At 70.5% G+C, this 16,450-nt stretch carries 17 protein-coding genes and 1 pseudogene; 6 read left to right on the forward strand and 12 right to left on the reverse strand.

The genetic code is table 11. The features are described 5' to 3' along the window. Positions 1 to 10: 10 nt before the first annotated feature. From ACVDFE_RS37735 to ACVDFE_RS37745, 3 genes are all read right to left on the reverse strand, one after another. On the reverse strand, positions 11 to 946 hold the full coding sequence (locus ACVDFE_RS37735) for an aromatase/cyclase (protein WP_360397365.1): 936 nt from the start codon (positions 944 to 946) through the stop codon (positions 11 to 13). A 28-nt stretch (positions 947 to 974) separates the two neighbouring features. Then, a complete protein-coding gene (locus tag ACVDFE_RS37740) occupies positions 975 to 1,226 on the reverse strand; it encodes an acyl carrier protein (RefSeq protein WP_360397363.1) in 252 nt (83 codons plus the stop codon). A gap of 158 nt (positions 1,227 to 1,384) precedes the next feature. Beyond that, entirely contained in the window at positions 1,385 to 2,194 is an 810-nt protein-coding gene (locus ACVDFE_RS37745) for an AfsR/SARP family transcriptional regulator (protein WP_360397361.1), read from the reverse strand. Positions 2,195 to 2,404: 210 nt separating this feature from the next. On the opposite strand from ACVDFE_RS37745, the gene ACVDFE_RS37750 reads away from it, so the two are divergent. From ACVDFE_RS37750 to ACVDFE_RS37760, 3 genes are read left to right on the forward strand one after another with little or no spacing between them, the layout of a single operon-like run. Beyond that, a complete protein-coding gene (locus ACVDFE_RS37750) occupies positions 2,405 to 2,593 on the forward strand; it encodes a hypothetical protein (RefSeq protein WP_360397359.1) in 189 nt (62 codons plus the stop codon). Then, entirely contained in the window at positions 2,590 to 4,851 is a 2,262-nt protein-coding gene (locus ACVDFE_RS37755) for a TOMM precursor leader peptide-binding protein (protein ID WP_458433783.1), read from the forward strand. The genes ACVDFE_RS37750 and ACVDFE_RS37755 overlap by 4 nt, the downstream gene beginning before the upstream one ends. Then, positions 4,848 to 5,519, forward strand: a complete 672-nt coding sequence (locus ACVDFE_RS37760; protein WP_360397355.1) for a hypothetical protein — start codon at positions 4,848 to 4,850, stop codon at positions 5,517 to 5,519. Before ACVDFE_RS37755 ends, ACVDFE_RS37760 begins: the two co-directional genes overlap by 4 nt. 318 nt (positions 5,520 to 5,837) lie before the next feature. On the opposite strand, the gene ACVDFE_RS37765 is transcribed toward ACVDFE_RS37760, so the two are convergent. Then, on the reverse strand, positions 5,838 to 5,996 hold the full coding sequence (locus ACVDFE_RS37765; protein ID WP_458433784.1) for a hypothetical protein: 159 nt from the start codon (positions 5,994 to 5,996) through the stop codon (positions 5,838 to 5,840). 158 nt (positions 5,997 to 6,154) lie between these two features. Between ACVDFE_RS37765 and ACVDFE_RS37770 the strand changes: the two genes are divergently transcribed. After that, positions 6,155 to 7,807, forward strand: coding sequence for a histidine kinase (locus tag ACVDFE_RS37770; RefSeq protein ID WP_458433785.1), 1,653 nt, complete (start codon positions 6,155 to 6,157; stop codon positions 7,805 to 7,807). 222 nt (positions 7,808 to 8,029) lie between these two features. Here ACVDFE_RS37770 and ACVDFE_RS37775 read toward each other — a convergent pair whose 3' ends face one another. Next, on the reverse strand, positions 8,030 to 9,037 hold the full coding sequence (locus tag ACVDFE_RS37775) for a ketoacyl-ACP synthase III family protein (RefSeq protein ID WP_360397351.1): 1,008 nt from the start codon (positions 9,035 to 9,037) through the stop codon (positions 8,030 to 8,032). A gap of 5 nt (positions 9,038 to 9,042) precedes the next feature. Next, entirely contained in the window at positions 9,043 to 9,630 is a 588-nt protein-coding gene (locus tag ACVDFE_RS37780; protein WP_360397349.1) for an NAD(P)H-dependent oxidoreductase, read from the reverse strand. Positions 9,631 to 9,738: 108 nt separating this feature from the next. Between ACVDFE_RS37780 and ACVDFE_RS37785 the strand changes: the two are divergent. Next, positions 9,739 to 10,345 (forward strand): annotated as a pseudogene (locus ACVDFE_RS37785) (response regulator transcription factor). 21 nt (positions 10,346 to 10,366) lie between these two features. Here ACVDFE_RS37785 and ACVDFE_RS37790 read toward each other — a convergent pair. From ACVDFE_RS37790 to ACVDFE_RS37800, 3 genes are read right to left on the reverse strand one after another with little or no spacing between them, the layout of a single operon-like run. Further along, a complete protein-coding gene (locus ACVDFE_RS37790; RefSeq protein ID WP_458433786.1) occupies positions 10,367 to 11,584 on the reverse strand; it encodes an NAD(P)/FAD-dependent oxidoreductase in 1,218 nt (405 codons plus the stop codon). A gap of 1 nt (position 11,585) precedes the next feature. Then, complete coding sequence (locus ACVDFE_RS37795; protein WP_458433787.1) at positions 11,586 to 12,365, reverse strand: SDR family NAD(P)-dependent oxidoreductase; 780 nt, start codon at positions 12,363 to 12,365, stop codon at positions 11,586 to 11,588. Between the two features lie 32 nt (positions 12,366 to 12,397). Continuing rightward, complete coding sequence (locus ACVDFE_RS37800; RefSeq protein ID WP_360397341.1) at positions 12,398 to 12,721, reverse strand: 2Fe-2S iron-sulfur cluster-binding protein; 324 nt, start codon at positions 12,719 to 12,721, stop codon at positions 12,398 to 12,400. Positions 12,722 to 12,884: 163 nt separating this feature from the next. On the opposite strand from ACVDFE_RS37800, the gene ACVDFE_RS37805 reads away from it, so the two are divergent. After that, on the forward strand, positions 12,885 to 14,303 hold the full coding sequence (locus ACVDFE_RS37805) for an alpha/beta fold hydrolase (RefSeq protein WP_458433788.1): 1,419 nt from the start codon (positions 12,885 to 12,887) through the stop codon (positions 14,301 to 14,303). 53 nt (positions 14,304 to 14,356) lie between these two features. Here the strand turns inward: ACVDFE_RS37805 and ACVDFE_RS37810 are convergent, their stop codons facing one another. From ACVDFE_RS37810 to ACVDFE_RS37820, 3 genes are read right to left on the reverse strand one after another with little or no spacing between them, the layout of a single operon-like run. Beyond that, a complete protein-coding gene (locus tag ACVDFE_RS37810; RefSeq protein ID WP_360397337.1) occupies positions 14,357 to 15,589 on the reverse strand; it encodes a cytochrome P450 in 1,233 nt (410 codons plus the stop codon). 28 nt (positions 15,590 to 15,617) lie between these two features. Further along, positions 15,618 to 15,791 (reverse strand): SDR family oxidoreductase, encoded by a 174-nt coding sequence (locus ACVDFE_RS37815; protein ID WP_458434462.1) that lies wholly within the window; start codon positions 15,789 to 15,791, stop codon positions 15,618 to 15,620. Then, positions 15,721 to 16,377 carry an SDR family oxidoreductase gene (locus ACVDFE_RS37820; RefSeq protein ID WP_458433789.1) on the reverse strand — a complete coding sequence of 219 codons (657 nt, stop codon included), beginning with the start codon at positions 16,375 to 16,377 and terminating at the stop codon, positions 15,721 to 15,723. The genes ACVDFE_RS37815 and ACVDFE_RS37820 overlap by 71 nt, the downstream gene beginning before the upstream one ends. Positions 16,378 to 16,450 lie beyond the last annotated feature (73 nt).

Genomic DNA, 16,450 nt, shown 5'->3' on the forward strand with positions numbered 1-16,450 from the left:
GTCACCCCTGTCATCCGTTCTCGGCGAATTCCTTCGCGTGCCGGAGGGTCGTGAGGCTGTTGGTGCCCAGCGCGTGGCGGATCAGCTCGCGGGCGCGCTCGATCGTCCCGTCCGCTCCCAGCACCTCGGGAACCACCTCGGGCCGGATGACGACCGTGTGGTGCGAGGTCGCCTCGATCCCGGCCTCGACACCGTCGCCGATGTCGCGGAACGTCCACCGGCCGACGTGCGCCGCCATGATCGGCGGCGTGTGCGTCTGCTTGTAGACGATGCCGTCGTACGGGGTGCAGACCCGCACCGAGTGCGTGGTGTGGATCGACCCGTCCGGGCTGCGCGTGTCCATCTCCATGGACTGCACACCGGTGACGGCCTCCGTGAGGTCCAGCCGGGCGACGTGCGGCAGGCGCTGCGGCCACAGGTCTGACCGGTACAGGAACTCGTAGACGTCCTTGCGGCTCGCGTGGATCGTGATGCTGTCGGAGAACGACAGCACCAGCTTGTCGTAGTCGTCGCCGTACTCGGCCGCCCGCTTGAGGGCGGCGAGCTCGGCGTCGCTGTTGTTGTTGACGGCGGTCAGGATGACGTCGACCGCCTCGGGCTGCGCCGCGGTGAAGTGGTGGAGCAGATCGACCCGGGTCGCCGAGTCGGCGATCGGGACGATCCGCCACTCCCCACCCATCGTCTTCACCGGTGCGGCAGAGCGCTCCTGCTGGAACTCGATGCGCAGGTTCGCCGGGTCCAGCTCACGGCGGGACGTCCACGTGCGCACGTCACCGTTGGCGAAAGCGTGCAACCGCAACCGCTCGGTCGAGCCGTCCCGTTCGAACACCTCGGCGTGCACCGTGGGTCCGAAGATGTACGGCCAGGTCGTCACGTCCGCGACCAGGTCGTACACCACCTTGGCGGGAGCCCCGATCATGACCGTGTGCGTGGTGGTGTGCGTCATGTCCGTCTCCGTATCCGAGTCGCCGGCGTCAGGCCGCGATCTGCCCGTTGACCTTGTCCAGCAGCTGACGCGGTGTCTCCAGGTACGCCATCTCGTCGTCGGCGATGGCGACCCCGTGCTTGCGCTTGATCAGCGCGACCGTCTCCAGCAGGGCGAGCGAGTCGAAGCCCAGCTCGAGGAACGGGATGTCGAGAATGTCCTGGCCCTGCTTGAACGAGTCGTCGTCGCCCGCGGCCTCGTTGAGGATCTCCTTGAGGCCCTCGATGCTCAGTGCGCTCACGGCTAGCTTCCTTTCCTCCAGCGGGCGGTTTCCGCGCGCCCACCAGTGAGGTTGCCAGCGCGCGGCTGTGCACCGCTGGAGATGTCCTCGAAGAAATTGTTGCCGCACAACGAAAAACGGCCCCCGCCACAGGGTGACGGGGGCCGCTGGAACGACACTCAGGCCAGAAGTCGTTGCAACTGACGGGTTTCCGCGCTGTCCAGCCGCGGGTCGGACGTGAGGATGGCGTGCTGCAGCCCCTGCAGCCGGGACGAGGGCTCGACGCCGAGCTCCTCGATCAGGGTGTTGCGCAGCGCCTTGAACGCGTCCAGCGCCTGCCACTGCCGGCCGGCCCGGAACAGCGAGATCATGTACTGCGCGCACAGGTTCTCGTTCATCGGGTTCTGCACGGTCAGCACGGACAGCTCGCTCAGCAGCGACTTGTGCCTGCCCAGCCGCAGCTCGGCGTCGATGCGCGCCTCGAGCACGCCCAGCCGGGCCTCCTCCAGCCGCACGACCTCGATGCTCAGCGGCATGCCGGGGCGCACGTCGACGACGGCCGGGCCGCGCCACATCTCCAGCGCCTGGCGCAGCAGCCGGGACGCGGAGGCGAAGTCCTCGACCTCGCTCGCCTGCTGGCCGGCGCGGGCCAGGCGTTCGAACTCGTGCACGTCGACGGCCTCCTCCGGCACGTCGAGCAGGTAGCCGCCGTACCGGGTGACCAGCACCTCCTTCGCGGCGTTCGCACCGTCGGCGGAGAGTGCGTCGCCGATGAGCTTGCGCAGCTGCAGGACGTAGGTCTGCAGGGTGGTCCGCGCACTGCGCGGCGGCCGGTCGCCCCAGAGCTCCTCGATGAGGGTCGGGACGGACACGACCTGCCCGGAGTGCAGCGCGAGCAGCGCCAGGACCTGCCGCGGCTTGGCCGCGGTGGGCGTCACCGAGCGACCGTTCACCTTGGCCTCGACGGGCCCCAGGACCTTGATCTGCATCGCGACCCCTCCTTCGGTTCCGAGCACACCGTTAGTCTGCTCGGCCCAACGCGCGGGCGTTAGTGCGGAGGTCCCCGATCTCAGATGAGTTCGACCCGTGACGGGTATGAAAACTTCATACCGCTGCGCATTAGCCGGTAACTACCGACCCATTACCGCAGGTCCGCATGATTACCCACATCAGCCGACTCGCAAACATCGGAGATGCAGATGTCCGCCACCGCCACCGTGGAGCACCTGGCTTCCGTCAGTCCCGCCACCGACGACTCCGACGACATGAAGATCTACCAGTTCGACCGTGAGGCCTCGATGGACATCATCATCTGGAGCTGCTGCAGCAGCGGCACCTGCGTCGTCGGCAGCCAGTACACGGCCTACGACGAGGTCCTCGCGGCATGAGACACGAGCTGGCCGAACCGGGCGACGAGAAGATCGGTTTCAAACGACACCTCCAGCCGCAGATCGTGCGCGGTGAGGCGGTGTACCTGATCGGCGAGTCAGGGGTGACCGCTGTTGCGGGGACCCACGTCGAAACGCTCGCCCACCTCCTCGACGGCACCCGCGACCTCGCGGGCCTGCTGCGCGACGTCCCCGCCGAACTGACCGCCGACAAGGTGGCGCGCATGCTCGAGCGCCTCACCGCCGCCGGCCTGATCAGCAGGCGGGGCGGCCAGGACGGTTCGGCCGGCACCGAGGCCGCGCTCGCCTACTGGGACGCGGCGGGCCTCGACCCGTGTGACGCGGTGGCGGCGACGACGACGTCGCTCGTCTCCGTGGTCGCGGTCGGCGACATCGACCACGAGCCGCTCGAACGGGCGTTGCAGCGCAACGGACTCGCGATCACCCCGGGCGGTGGTGACCTGACCGTCGTCGTCTGCGCGGACTACCTGGCACCGGAGCTGCGCGAGATCGACGCGGCCCACCGCGCCGCGGGCATCCCGTGGCTGCTGGTCAAACCGGTCGGCGCGCAGGTGTGCGTGGGCCCGTTCTTCACCCCCGGCGACGGGCCGTGCTGGCGCTGCCTGGCCGTGCGGCTGTCGGCCAACCGCAAGGCGGAGGCCCACATCCGGGCCCGCTGCGGGCAGACCGGTCCCGCGCCGCGCCCGGCCATCGGGCTGCCGTCGCTCGTGCACATGGCGCTGGAGACCGCCGCGGTCGAGGCCACCAAGTGGCTCGCCGGCCTGCGGCCGCCCGAGCAGCGGTCCATCTGGAGCTACGACAGCCTGACCATGAAGGTCACCCAGCACGAGGTGCGGGCCCGCCCGCAGTGCCAGGGCTGCGGTGACCCCGGGATCGTCGCCCGCAGGACGTTCGAGCCGGTCGAGCTGTTCAGCCGCGTGAAGCGCTCCTGCGACGGTGGCGGCCACCGGTCGTCGTCGCCGCAGGAGGTGCTCGACACCTACCGGCACCTGGTCGGCCCGGTCACCGGGATCATCAAGGAGATCCGGCGCAACGAGACGGGGCCCGCGTTCTTCAACTCCTACCAGTCCGGCACGAACATCGCCGCGGCCGGCGAGGGCCTTGAGGGCCTGCGGTCGGCGTTGCGCGCGGACAGCGGCGGCAAGGGCGTGACGCCGCTCGACGCCGAGGTCGGCGCGCTGTGCGAGGCAGTGGAACGCCGCAGCGGCGCGTACTTCGGCGAGGAGGCCGCGGTCCGCGGCAGCTACCGCTCGCTCGGCACCGCCGCACTGCACCCCGACGCGGTGCAGCTCTACCACCCCCGCCAGTACGCGACCCGGCAGGAGTGGAACGCGGACCACTCGTCGTTCCAGCACGTCACCGCCCCGTTCGACGAGGACGAGGTGATGGACTGGACGCCGCTGTGGTCGCTCACCGGTCAGCGCCACAGGTTCCTGCCCACCGGCCTGCTCTACTTCGGCGCCCCCTGTCCGCCGAGTGTCACGTCCAACTCCAACGGCTGCGCCGCGGGCAGCAGCGTGGAGGACGCGGTGCTGCAAGGCCTGCTGGAACTCGTGGAACGCGACGCCGTGTCGATCTGGTGGTACAACCGCACGCCGGTGCCGGGCATGGACCTGGACGCGTTCGGCGACCCGTGGATCGACGAGCTGCGCGCGGTGCACGCGGGCCTGGGCCGTGAGGTGTGGCTGCTCGACGTCACCTCCGACCTCGGCGTGCCCACCATGGTCGCGGTGTCCCGCCGCACGAGCGGGCCGCGCGAGGACATCATGTTCGGCTGCGGCGCGCACCTGGACCCGCGGCTGGCTGCGCGCCGGGCGCTCACCGAGCTCAACCAGTGCATGCCGATGGTGTGCGACCCGGTCGACATGTGCCGGTTCGACGTCGACATGCGGCGCTGGTTCGAGACCGCGCGCCTGGCCGAGCAGCCCTACCTGGCACCGGACCCGGACGTACCGGCCCGCGCACCGCGGTTCCACACCTACGTCCACCGGCCGGACCTGCTCGACGACATCCGGGCGATCCAGGACGTGCTGGAGGCGAAGGGCATGGAGCTGCTCGTGCTCGACCAGACCCGTCCCGACGTGGGACTCCCGGTGGTGCGGGTGGTCGTGCCGGGACTGCGGCACTTCTGGTCGAGGTTCGCTCAAGGGCGGCTCTACGACGTACCTGTACAACTGGGACGACTGGCCCGGCCCAGGAGTTACGACGAGCTCAACCCGATTCCCTTGTTCATGTGAGCACCTTGCAGAGCGGAGGCGCCGTGGTGACCACGCAGTCGCACGTCCCGTCCGGGCGCCCGCTGTGGTCGCTGCTGGAGGACGCCTTCGTGGACGAGGGGAGCGAGACGCTGACCGTGCACGGCCGGTGGGGCGCCATCGAGCTCGCGGACACCAGTCCGCTGGTGCGCGAGGCGCTGCACCGGATGAGCCTCGGACCGGTCGCGCTGGAGAACATCTCGGCGCTGCACGACAACTTCGTGCGCTGGAAGACCGGTTCGGGGCCGTGCCTGATCTGGCGCAAGCTCAAGAGCACGCTGGACCAGCTGGGCGGCTGCGTCGTGCCGTCGCTCGGGCTGAACGACGGTGCCGGCCCGATCCTGTCCGTCGTGGCGGTGACCGGTGACGCGGTGTTCACGCTCCCGCACCTCGGTGAGCGCGCGGTCGTGGGCGTGCGGCCGGGCACCGAGATCGAACGGCTGAACGGCGACCAGGCCCTGGCGTGCCCCGGTCAGCCCTACCAGGTGATCCTGCACAGCGCGCCGGCCACCGAGATCACGAAGGCCCTGCTCGCCGCCGACAGCACCGTCGTGGAGGTCGCGGAGGCGCTGCAGGTCGACGCGGAGCTGGTCGCCGACGTCGTCGCCTACCTGGCCGGTGCGGGGCTCGTGGTCGCGACAGAGGGCTGAACGGGTCATGTTGCTCCGATCGGCGAGCCGGAACCCGGGACCCGCACAGGTCCCGCCCGTATCATGGCCGCGTCCCGAACCTCGTGTGGGAGCCGCTGTGACGCAACGACTGGAACGCTCATCGGTGTCCCGTCGTCTGGCGTACGTCGTCATCAGCGTGGTCTTCGCCAACTACCTGGGCAACGCGTTCATCTCCGTCCTGCAGACCGGTGTGGAGCCGGCGTGGACCGCGGGTGCGCTCGCCTGCCTGCTCGCCATCGGGTTCCTGCAGCTGCGGGTGTTCTCCCGGCCGAGCGCGAACCTGCGTTCCGGCAAGGCCTACCTGGCGCTCGGGGCGATGGCGGCGCTGGTGTACGCGCCGATGCCGCTGCTGCACTCCGCCTGGGCCGGCATGCCGGGGTTCTTCGCGGGCAGTGCGCTGCTGGTGCTGCCCGGCCGGGTGCGCTGGGTCGTCTTCGGCGTGGTCGCGCTCAGCAACGGCGCGATCCAGGCCGCTTACGTCGACAGCCCGTCCTCGCTGGCCTACTACGTGCTGTCACCGCTGGTCGCGGGCCTCGTCGTGTACGGCCTGTCACGGCTCCCGTCGCTGGTCAAGCAGCTGGAGACGGTCCGGTCCGAGCTGCGCGGAGCTCGCCGTGTCGCAGGAGCGGCTGCGGTTCGCGCGGGACCTGCACGACCTGCTCGGGTTCAGCCTGTCGGCGATCACGCTGAAGGTGGAGCTGGCGCGCAGGCTGATCGGCGAGCAGACCGAACGGGCGTTGCGCGAGCTGGCCGAGGTGCTGGGCATCGCCCGCGAGGCGCTGACGGACGTTCGTGCGGTGGCGTCGAGCTACCGCGAGCTGTCGCTGGCCGACGAGATCGAGTCGGCGCGGTCCGTGCTCACCGCGGCGGGCGTCGCGACGACCATCGAGACCGACCTCGCCGAGCTGTCCCCGCGCTCCCGGACCGTGCTCGCCACGGTGCTGCGCGAGGGCGTGACGAACCTGCTGCGGCACAGCGAGGCCACCCGCTGCACCATCACCGTCTCCGGGACGGGGCCGGTGGTGTCGATCGACATCGTCAACGACGGCGCCCCCGCCCGGCTGGGCACCGACCGCGGCAGCGGCCTGGCGAACCTCGCCACCCGCGCCACGGCGATCGGCGGGTCGCTGCGCGCCGAGGTGGACGCCGGCACCCACCGGTTGCACGCCGAGGTGCCGGCCGAGCCGCGGCCGGAGGAACCGTCGCGGACCCGCAGGTTCGCCGGAACGCCGATGGCGACCCGGTTCGCGCAGGTGCTGTTCACGGCGGTGGTGGTCGGCTACGGCCTGATGTCGCTCGCGCAGGTGGCGTTCGACCTGCCGCGCATCGGGCTGCCGGGCATGGCGGCCGAGGTGCTCGGCACCGCGGGCGTGGTCGGGCTGGTCGTGGCGGTCGTGGGCCGTCCGCACAAGCGGCTGAACCTCGTGAGCACCGTCGCCGTGCTCGCCGGCCTGGCCGTCTGCGTGTACGTGCCGGTGCTGCTGTACGGGAACGCGCTGATGAGCGTGCCGGGCTTCCTCGCGGGGTCGGCCGCGCTGCTGCTCCCCCGCCCGTACGGCTGGGCGGCGTTCCTCGCGGTCGTCGGCGGCCAGTACTTCGTCTACACCGCGACCGGGTTCACCGGTGCCTGGGTGGCGTACGGCATCATCGCCGCGACGAACCACGGGCTGGTGCTCTACGCGTTGACCCGGCTGCGGTCGATGGTGACCGAGCTGCACGAGGCGCGCGAGGAGCTGGCCACGGCGGCGGTCGCCCAGGAACGGCTGCGGTTCGCACGCGACCTGCACGACCTGCTCGGCTACAGCCTCTCCGCGATCACGCTGAAGAGCGAGCTCACGCACCGGCTGGTCACCCTCGACCCCGGCCGGGCCCGGCAGGAGCTTCTCCGAGGTGCTGGAGATCTCCCGGCAGGCGCTCGCGGACGTGCGGTCGGTGGCGCTGAGCTACCGCGAGCTGTCGTTCGACGAGGAGACCCAGTCGGCGCAGGCGCTGCTGACCGCGGCCGACATCGCGGTCACCGTGCGGATCGACGCGTGCGACAAGCTGCCCAAGGACGTGAAGGTGACGCTCGCGACCGTGCTGCGCGAGGGCGTGACGAACCTGCTGCGGCACAGCAAGGCCGAGCACTGCGAGATCGTGCTGTCGAGCTCGCCGGAGCTGGTGCGGATGGACATCGTCAACGACGGCATCCCGGAGACGGCGTGCAGGTCGCGGGACGGCAGCGGCATCGGCAACCTCACCACCCGCGTCCGCGCGCTCGGCGGTGACCTGCACGCGGGCCTGCTGCCCGACCAGAAGTTCCGGTTGCGCGCGGAGATCCCGCTGCCGGTCAGCTGAGGCGGCCTCCGCTCGGTCTCCCGTCGTTCGGCACCTGATCACCTCGGCCGCACACCGGAACAAGTGGACATGCGATCGGCGGGTGACCTGCGTGCAGGTCACCCGCCGAGGACAGCGCGTCTACCGGAAGCTCACCGGGGTCCGGCTGCCGGTCACAGCATCTCCAGGACCGCGCAGCCCCAGCTGTAGCCGGCGCCCACGCCGAACATGACGATCCGCTGACCGGACGTCGCCTTGCCGCTCCGCACCAGGTGGTCGAGGCTCGCGAACTGGTCACCGGCGCCGAGGTGCCCGACCGTGCGGCTCCACTCCCACGTGGTGCGCTCCGGTTCGAGGTCGTAGGGGCGCAGGTAGTTCACGTCGAGCCGGCGGCGGCCGAAGTGCGGCAGGATCACCCAGTCGGCGTCGCCGAGCTTCATGTCGGCGTCGGCGAGCGCCTCCTCCACGACCCTGGCCTGACCGGCGTTGGCCTTGTTGATGCCGTAGGACAGGCCGAACTCGCGGCTGAACGTGTGCTTGGCCTCCTCGAAGTCCACCGGGATGCGGTGCGAGAACGGCGCCAGCCCGAACGGCACGTCGCCGCGGTGCAGCGGTTCGAGGTCGGAGTCGGCGTTGATGGCCAGCGAGAGCACCTGCGCGAACCCGCCCCTGCTGGTCAGCACGATCGCGGAAGCGCCGTCGCCGTACGGGGTTCCCGGGTCGGTGCGCCACCGGTCGATGCCGGGCAGGCAGAAGCGGTCCGACGTGGTCAGCAGGGCGTCGCGGCCCGGTCGTGCCGCCAGGTAGGACACCGCGAGGTCCAGCGCGGCCATGCCGCCGTTGGACATCTGCCGGATCTCCAGCGCCAGGCAGGAGTTCCTGACCGTCTCGCGCTGGATGTAGGAGCCGACGGGCCACAGGTCCTGGCCCTGGTGGTAGGTGGTGGCGTGCAGGATGAGGTCGATGTCGGCCGGTCCCGACCGGCCCCGTTCCAGCGCGACCTGGGCGGCGGCGACCGCCATCTCGGCCGCCGACTCGGTCGGGGACACGGCCACCGACTCGACGTCCGTGCGCGCGACGAGCTTCGGCTCGCACTCCCCCGACGCGATCGCGTCCGCGACCGACAGCGTCGCGGGCAGGCGCACCCCGCTGCCACTGACGAAGATGTCCTTCACTCGCACCGCGGTCAGACCTCCTTCAGCGCGCGGGCGACCCGCACGACGCGTTCTGCCTGCACCCCGGCCGCCCGCAACGTCACGTCGCAGACCGGCCGGTTGTCCGCACCCAGCACGTGGGACGTGCCGTAGGGGTTGAAGTCGCCACCGGGCGGCACGATGATCCCGCCGAAGTGGCAGACCATGTTGTAGATCGACACCAGCGTGGTCTCCATGCCGCCGTGGGTGCTGCCGCCCGAGGTGAACGCGCTGTAGACCTTGTTCGCGAGCAGGCCGCTGAACCACGCGGGCCCGAGGGTGTCGATGAACTGCTTGAGCTGCGCCGAGACGTTGCCGAAGCGGGTGGGCGTGCCGAGGATGACGGCGTCGGCCCACAGCACGTCGTCGACGGCCGCGATCGGCACGTCGGCGGTGTCGAGCAGGTGCGCCTTCCAGGCGGGCCGCGACTCGACGACCGTGGCGGGCGCCAGCTCCGCCGCGCGCACCAGCCGCACCTCAGCGCCGTGCTTCTCCGCCGTCTCGACCATCTCCGTGGCCAGCCGGTGGATCGTTCCCGTCGAGGAGTAGTACACGACTGTCACGTTGACGCTGCGTTCCATGGCGCATCCCTTCGCAAGGCAGCTGTCCTCACCCTTGCCGGGTGGCCTTGATGTGGCGTGGAGCGCGACATGAACGCCGGGGGATATGGTGTCGCGCGGAGGGGCGCGATGATCAGGGTTCTGCTCGCGGAGGACATGCACATGGTGCGCGGTGCTCTCATCGCGCTGCTCAACCTCGAACCGGACATCGAGGTCGTGGCCGAGGTGCAGCTCCGGCGACAAGATCGTGCCGGCGGTGCGGCAGCACGGCCCGGACGTCTGCGTGATCGACATCGACCTGCCGATCCTCGACGGGCTGAGTGCCGCGGCGACGATCCGCGAGTCGATGCCACAGGTCAGGACGTTGATGCTGACCTCGCTCGGCCGGCCGGGGACGTTGCGGCGGGCGTTGGCGGCCAGGGTGGACGGTTTCCTGCTGAAGGACGCGCCGCCCGGTGAGCTCGCCGACGCGATCCGCCGCGTCGCCGCGGGGGAACGGGTCGTGGACAGCCAGCTGGCACTGGCCGCGTGGGACCGCGGCGAGTGCCCGCTCACCGACCGCGAGCTGGAGGTGCTGCGGCTCGCGGCCAACGGTGCCGACGCGCCGGACATCGCGACCGCGCTGTCGTTGTCGGTCGGCACGGTGCGCAACTACCTGACGACGACCATGACCAAGCTCAACGCCCGCAACCGGGTGGACGCCATCCGCATCGCCGACGACGCCGGCTGGCTGTGACGGGTCCGCGGACGGCACGGCTCACGCCGCCCGCTGCAGGCTGCCGCGCAGGTCGAACCCGGGCCGCGCGACGATCTCGGGGGTGAGGGTGTTGCCGCCCTCGAGGACCCTGCGGGCCATGATGAAGTCGATCGGCTTGTTGTAGGCCTCGACACCGACCAGCTTGTCGCCGCGGAAGCAGAACACCGAGAACCGGCCCTCCGCGGGGTCGCCGACGGTGACCGCGCGGTCGTGGCCCTCGGTGAGGCCCGCGATCTGCAGCTTCACGTCGTACTGGTCGCTCCAGAACCACGGCAGCGCGGTGTAGGGCTCGGCGCTGCCCAGGATCGCCCCGGCCACGCAGGTGGCCTGGTCGGTGGCGTTCTGCACGGACTCCAGGCGGGTGAGCCCGCCGGTGAGCGTGCTGGCGAACCGGGCGCAGTCACCGACGGCGTGCACGCGCTGGTCGACGGTGCGCAGGTGCGCGTCGACCACGATGCCGTTGTCGGTGGCGAGCCCGGAGCGCTGCGCGACCTCGGTGTTGGGCAGGACGCCGATGCCGGCGACGACCAGGTCGGCCACCAGCACCGTGCCGTCGGTCAGCTCGACGAGGCCCTCCCGGACGGCGGCGACGCCCCGGCCGGTCAGGACCTGCACGCCCTCCGACCGGTGCCGGTTGACGAGCTGCCGCGCGGTCTCCGGTGTGACGGCGCGCTGCATCACCTGCGGCTGGGTCTCGACGACGGTCACCTCGTGGCGCAGCTTGCGCACCACGGCGGCGAGCTCGAGGCCGATGAACCCGCCGCCGATGACGACGACGTCGAGCCCGACCTGCCCGTCGAGCCGCTGCCGGAGCACGTCCGCGTCGGCGACCGAGCGCAGGTTCAGCACGTGCTCGGCGCCGGGGATGGACAACGGCCGCGGCCGCGCCCCCGTGGCGAACACCAGGTGGTCGTAGCCGATGGTGCGCGCACAGCCCAGCACCGCGACCCGTGCGGACCGGTCGACGCCCAGCACCCGCTCGCCGGTGACGAGCTTGATGCCGTGGTCCTCGTAGTAGGAGTCCTGCCGCAGCACCAGCCCGGCGAGGTCGGTCTCCCCCGCCAGGTAGGCCTTCGTGAGAGGGGGCCGCTGGTAGGGCTTCTGGGCTTCGTCACCGATGAGGGTGATGGGGCCGCGGTGCCCCTGCTCGCGCAGGGACACCGCGACCTGGCAGCCCGCCTGCCCGGCCCCGACGACGACTACCGACTCGCCGCGCATGTCAGTAGTTGCCCAGCCCGCCGCAGACGTTGAGCGCCTGCGCGGTGATCGAGGACGCGGTGTCCGTCGTCAGGTACGTCACGAGACCGGCGACCTCTTCCGGCGTGCTGTACCGACCCAGCGGGATCTTGGCGTTGAACTTCTCGAGGACCTCGTCCTCGCTGACACCCCAGTGGTTGGCGTAGCCCTGGCGGACCCGGCCGGCCATCGGCGTCTCGACGTAGCCGGGGCACACCGCGTTGACGGTGATGCCGGACTTGGCGAGCTCGATGCCGACGGCCTTGGTGAAGCCGACGACGCCGTGCTTGGAGGCCGAGTAGGGCGCGGCGAACACGACGCCCTGCTTGCCGCCGGTGGAGGCGATGTTGATGATCCGGCCCCAGCTCTGCTCCACCATCTTGCCGGTGCTCAGCACCTCCTTGGTGAAGCGGAAGACGCCGTTGAGGTTGGTGTCGATGACGTCCAGCCACAGGTCCTCGTCGAGCTCGGCGGTGATGCCACCGCCGCCGCGGCCCGCGTTGTTGACGAGGATCTCGACCGGGCCGAACGTGTCGACGGCCTTCCGCACCGCGCCGCGGATGTCCTCTGTGGACGTCACGTCGGCTGCGGCGCCGTCGGCCTCGCAGCCCTCTTCCCTGAGCTGCTTCACCGTGGTGGTGACGTTCTCGGCGGTGCGGGCCACGACGAACACCGCGTGCCCCTGCTGACCGAGGCTGCGCGCGACCTCGAGGCCGATCCCACTGGTGGCGCCCGTGACCAGGGCGACCCGTCGCTTGCTCATGCTCTTCTCTCCCTCGGGGTTGCTGCTCGGCCTCAGAGTTGCTTCTCGGGCATGTGCACGACGAGCCCGTCCTGCTCCTCGGTCACCGGGAGCTGGCAGCTCAACCGGCTGTTCTCCCTGCGCTCGCAGGCCGTGAAGTAGAGGAGCTCGTCCTCGACCTGGTGCATCGGCGCCAACGGCTTGGTGTTCTCCGGGTCGACGTACACGTGGCACGTGCCGCAGGAGGCGCCGCCGCCGCACTGGGCGACGATCCCCTTGACACCGTTGAGAACCGCGCCGCGCATCACGGTGTCTTCCTGGGCAACGTCGACGACGGTCTCGACACCGTCGTGCGCTACGTAAGTGATCTTTGGCATGGCAGTTCTCCCACGGATCTGCGGCTCGCCGGACGTGCTCCACCTTGGGCGGTCGCGCTGTGCGCCCGGTGGAGGTCACCTTGAACGCTCCTGCTCCGCTGGCGTTCAAGGACCTGTTGCGACGCTGGGGTGTCGGCGCACACCCACACGCGGAGGTTCCACCGTGCCCCTCAGGGAGTTCTACGACCAGCAGGTGAACTGGTCACCGCCGTTCGAGGACGGCCTTGAACGCGCGACGGTCGTCGTGCCACGCGACTACTCCGACCCGGACGGTCCCAGGCTGACCATCGCGCTCGCCCGGCTGAAGGCCACCGACTCGGCGCGGCGGCGTGGCGTGCTGCTCGCGGTCAACGGTGGTCCCGGCGGCGACGGTGGTGACGGACTGGGGCTGATCAAGCACTTCGGGGCGCGCCTCAGGTCCGCCTACGACCTCATCGGGTTCGACCCGCGCGGGTACGGCGAGTCGACCAAGCTCTACAGCGAGGTCACGATCCCCAAGGCGCCGTTCGACAGCCGGCCGCCGGACTCGCTGTTCGAGCAGCTGGCCGAGGACATGCGGCTGCGCGAGCTCGGCTGCCAGAAGGCGGGCGGGGAGCTGCGGCCGCACATCACGACCCGCAACACCGCCCGCGACATGGACCTGGTCCGGGTCGTGCTGGGCGAGGAGAAGATCTCATTCGTCGGCTACGCGTACGGCACGTACGTCGGTGCGGTGTACGGGACGATGTTCCCCGAGCACCTCGACCGCACGGTGCTCGACTCGTGCATCAACCCGCAGTGGACCTGGCGCCAGCAGTTCGTCACGCAGGCGGAGGCGGTCTACCGCAACGTCGAGCTGTGGGCGGAGTGGACAGCGGAGCGCGACGGGCACTTCCACCTCGGCACGAACGCCGCGGACGTCATCGCCGAGGTCGAGAAGGTCGTGGCGGCGCTCGACGAGCAGGGCCAGGTGCACCTCAGGACGCTGCTCGACGGCGCGGTCGGCACCAGGGCCACGGACCGGGCGCAGTGGGACTCGCTGGGCTACCTCATCGGCGACCTGAACACCGCGCTCGGCGACGGCAACCTCGACAAGGCGAAGACGTTGATCGTCGGGCAGGGCACGTGGCGGCCGCAGGACTCCGAGGGCGACCTGCGGGTCGGGGTGCTGGAGGCCATCACGCTGGAGACGTACTGGCCGCAGGACCTGGAGGTCTACTACGCCGACGTCCGCAAGCACCGGGCCACGCACCCGTACGGCTACGGGGTCCTGCGGGCGCAGCCGTGGGTCGGTGCGTTCCGGACGTTCGAGAGCCTCGAACCGCCGACGGAGCTCGCGCAGCCCGGTTACCCCAAGGGCCTGGTGGTGCAGGCCGACGGCGACCCGATGGACCGCGTCGAGGGCGGCGTCGAGCTCGCCGCGCTGCTGGACCACCCGCTGGTCGTCGTCGAGGACTCCGGTGACCACGAGGTGTACGCGCTGGCCGGCAACGAGGTCCTCGACGCCCTGGTCGACGACTACCTCGTCGACGGCGTGCTCCCGCGGAGCGGGCACACCCGGATCCCGGGACACGTGCGGCGCCCGGACATCCCGAAGGACTGAGCAACGCGAAAGGGGCCCCGCTCTTCGTGAGCGGGGCCCCTTTGCGCGTGCGGTCAGTCCTCCGCGGGCAGGTCCCACGTGACCGGCAGCTCCCAGAGGCCGTAGATCACGGCGCCCTCCTTGCGGGGGATCTCCAGGAACGGCTTCGCCAGGCGCAGCGACGGGATGCGCTGGAACAGCGTCGTCCACACCAGCTGCATCTCCAGCCGCGCGAGGTCGGCGCCGATGCAGTGGTGCAGGCCGTGGCCGAACCCGAGGTGCTTGCGGGTGCCGCGCTCCAGGATCAGCTTCTCCGGCTCCGGGAAGACCTCCGGGTCGCGGTTGCCGTTGAGGCCCAGGCACAGGATGCCGTCGCCGGCCTTGATGGTCTTGCCGGCGATCTCGATGTCCTCCAGCGCGACGCGCGGGATGGCGGTGTCACCGATGGTCGCGATGCGCACCAGCTCCTCGACGGCCGGCTCGATCATGCCCTCGGGGTCGTCGAGCAGCTTCTGCAGCTCCTCCGGGTGCTCCAGCAGCGCCGCGGTGCCCAGCGACAGCATCGAGGCCGTGGTCTCGTGGCCGCCGTTCATCAGCAGGCGGATCATGTTGAACAGGTCGCGGCGCGTGTACTCCTCGCCGGAGGCCGCGTACTCGGCCATCGCCCTCGACAGCAGGTCCTCGCCGGGCTCCTGCTCCTTCAACGTGATCAGCTTGTCGACGTAGGCGTTCACCTCGACGATCGCCGCCTGGCGCTGCTCGGGTGTCGAGTGCCCGCCCAGCAGGCAGGTGCCGTGCTCGATGAAGAAGTCGTGCTCGTCCTGCGGGATGCCGAGCAGCTCGCAGATGACCGTCATCGGCACGGCGAGCGAGAACTCGCGGTGGAAGTCGATGGGCGGGGTCATCGTGAGGATCTTGTCGATGTACTCGTCGACGATCTCCTGGATGCGCCCGCGCAGCCGCTTCACCTGGCGGTTGGTGAACGTCACCGCCGCCTTGCGCCGGGTCTTGGTGTGCTCGGGGTTGTCGTAGCCGATGAACGACGTCTCGGTGCGGAACTCCGGCGGCGCGATGAAGTAGAACGGGAAGTTGTCGTGCTTGCGGGAGGCGCTGATCCGCGGGTCGGTCAGGAGCTGCTTGATCGTGTGGTAGCCGCTGATCGTCCAGATCCGCAGGCCGGACCCGGTCAGCGTGACCTCGACGACGTCCTCCTCCGCCATCTGCGCGTACTGCGCGGGCGGGGTGAACGGGCACTGGCGCTTGTACGGGAACGTGTCCACACCGGGCTCGGTGGCGCTGCTGGTCATCTTTCGGTTCCTCCTGGTTCGGGTTGGCTCACGCCAGGTCAGCGCCGCCATCGAGCGTGATGATCTGACCGGTCACCCACGAGCTCGCCGGCTCGGCGAAGCGGGTGATCCACGGGACGACGTCGTCGACCTCACCGGTGCGCCCCAGCGGGGTCTGCGAGGCCTGGAAGCCGAAGTAGCCCTCGACCTCCTCGGGGCTCAGGCCGTTGGCCGCGTAGACCTCGGTGCGCACGGCGGCGGGCGCGACCGCGTTGACGCGGATGCCCTGCGGGGCGAAGCTCGAGCGCCCAGCTGCGCACCAGGCTGTCCACGGCGGCCTTGCTGGCGCCGTACACGCCGCCGCCGGGCACGGCGATGTGGCCCGCGTTGCTCGAGACGAACACGATGCTGCCGCCGGGCGAGGTCAGCTGCGGCAGCAGCTTGGCGGTCAGCACCAGCGGGCCGACCAGGTTGGTCTCCAGCACGTCGCGGGCCGTGCCGAGGTCGAAACCGGCGACCGGGGTGAACCGGAAGATCCCGGCGTTGTGCACGAGCACGTCGACCTTGCCGCCACCGAGCTTCACGGCGTCGACGACCTTCTGCGCGCCCTCCTCGGTGGTCACGTCGGCGACCACGGCGGTGATGGCCGGGTGCAGCGCGACGACCTCGGTGAGCCGGTTCTCGCGGCGGCCGGTGATGATCACGTTCGCGGCGCCGAGGTCGGCGAACGCCAGCGCCGCCGCGCGGCCGATGCCGGTTCCCCCACCCGTCACGACGACCTGCTGTCCGGCAAATGGTGCGTCCGACATGACGCCTCCAGCTTCTTTCTCTCCTGTAAGAGCAGTCGCCGCCAACCCTGCTCGGTGTTCCTTGAGTCCAGGT

The sequence above is a fragment of the Lentzea chajnantorensis genome, assembly GCF_054300775.1.

Coding starts and splice junctions, on each gene's coding strand:
- ACVDFE_RS37755 (WP_458433783.1), top strand. CDS start 2,590: ATGAGACACGAGCTGGCCGAACCGGGCGACGAGAAGATCGGTTTCAAA.
- ACVDFE_RS37795 (WP_458433787.1), bottom strand. CDS start 12,365: ATGAGCAAGCGACGGGTCGCCCTGGTCACGGGCGCCACCAGTGGGATC.
- ACVDFE_RS37790 (WP_458433786.1), bottom strand. CDS start 11,584: ATGCGCGGCGAGTCGGTAGTCGTCGTCGGGGCCGGGCAGGCGGGCTGC.
- ACVDFE_RS37780 (WP_360397349.1), bottom strand. CDS start 9,630: ATGGAACGCAGCGTCAACGTGACAGTCGTGTACTACTCCTCGACGGGA.
- ACVDFE_RS37810 (WP_360397337.1), bottom strand. CDS start 15,589: ATGACCAGCAGCGCCACCGAGCCCGGTGTGGACACGTTCCCGTACAAG.
- ACVDFE_RS37745 (WP_360397361.1), bottom strand. CDS start 2,194: ATGCAGATCAAGGTCCTGGGGCCCGTCGAGGCCAAGGTGAACGGTCGC.
- ACVDFE_RS37750 (WP_360397359.1), top strand. CDS start 2,405: ATGTCCGCCACCGCCACCGTGGAGCACCTGGCTTCCGTCAGTCCCGCC.
- ACVDFE_RS37735 (WP_360397365.1), bottom strand. CDS start 946: ATGACGCACACCACCACGCACACGGTCATGATCGGGGCTCCCGCCAAG.
- ACVDFE_RS37800 (WP_360397341.1), bottom strand. CDS start 12,721: ATGCCAAAGATCACTTACGTAGCGCACGACGGTGTCGAGACCGTCGTC.
- ACVDFE_RS37820 (WP_458433789.1), bottom strand. CDS start 16,377: ATGTCGGACGCACCATTTGCCGGACAGCAGGTCGTCGTGACGGGTGGG.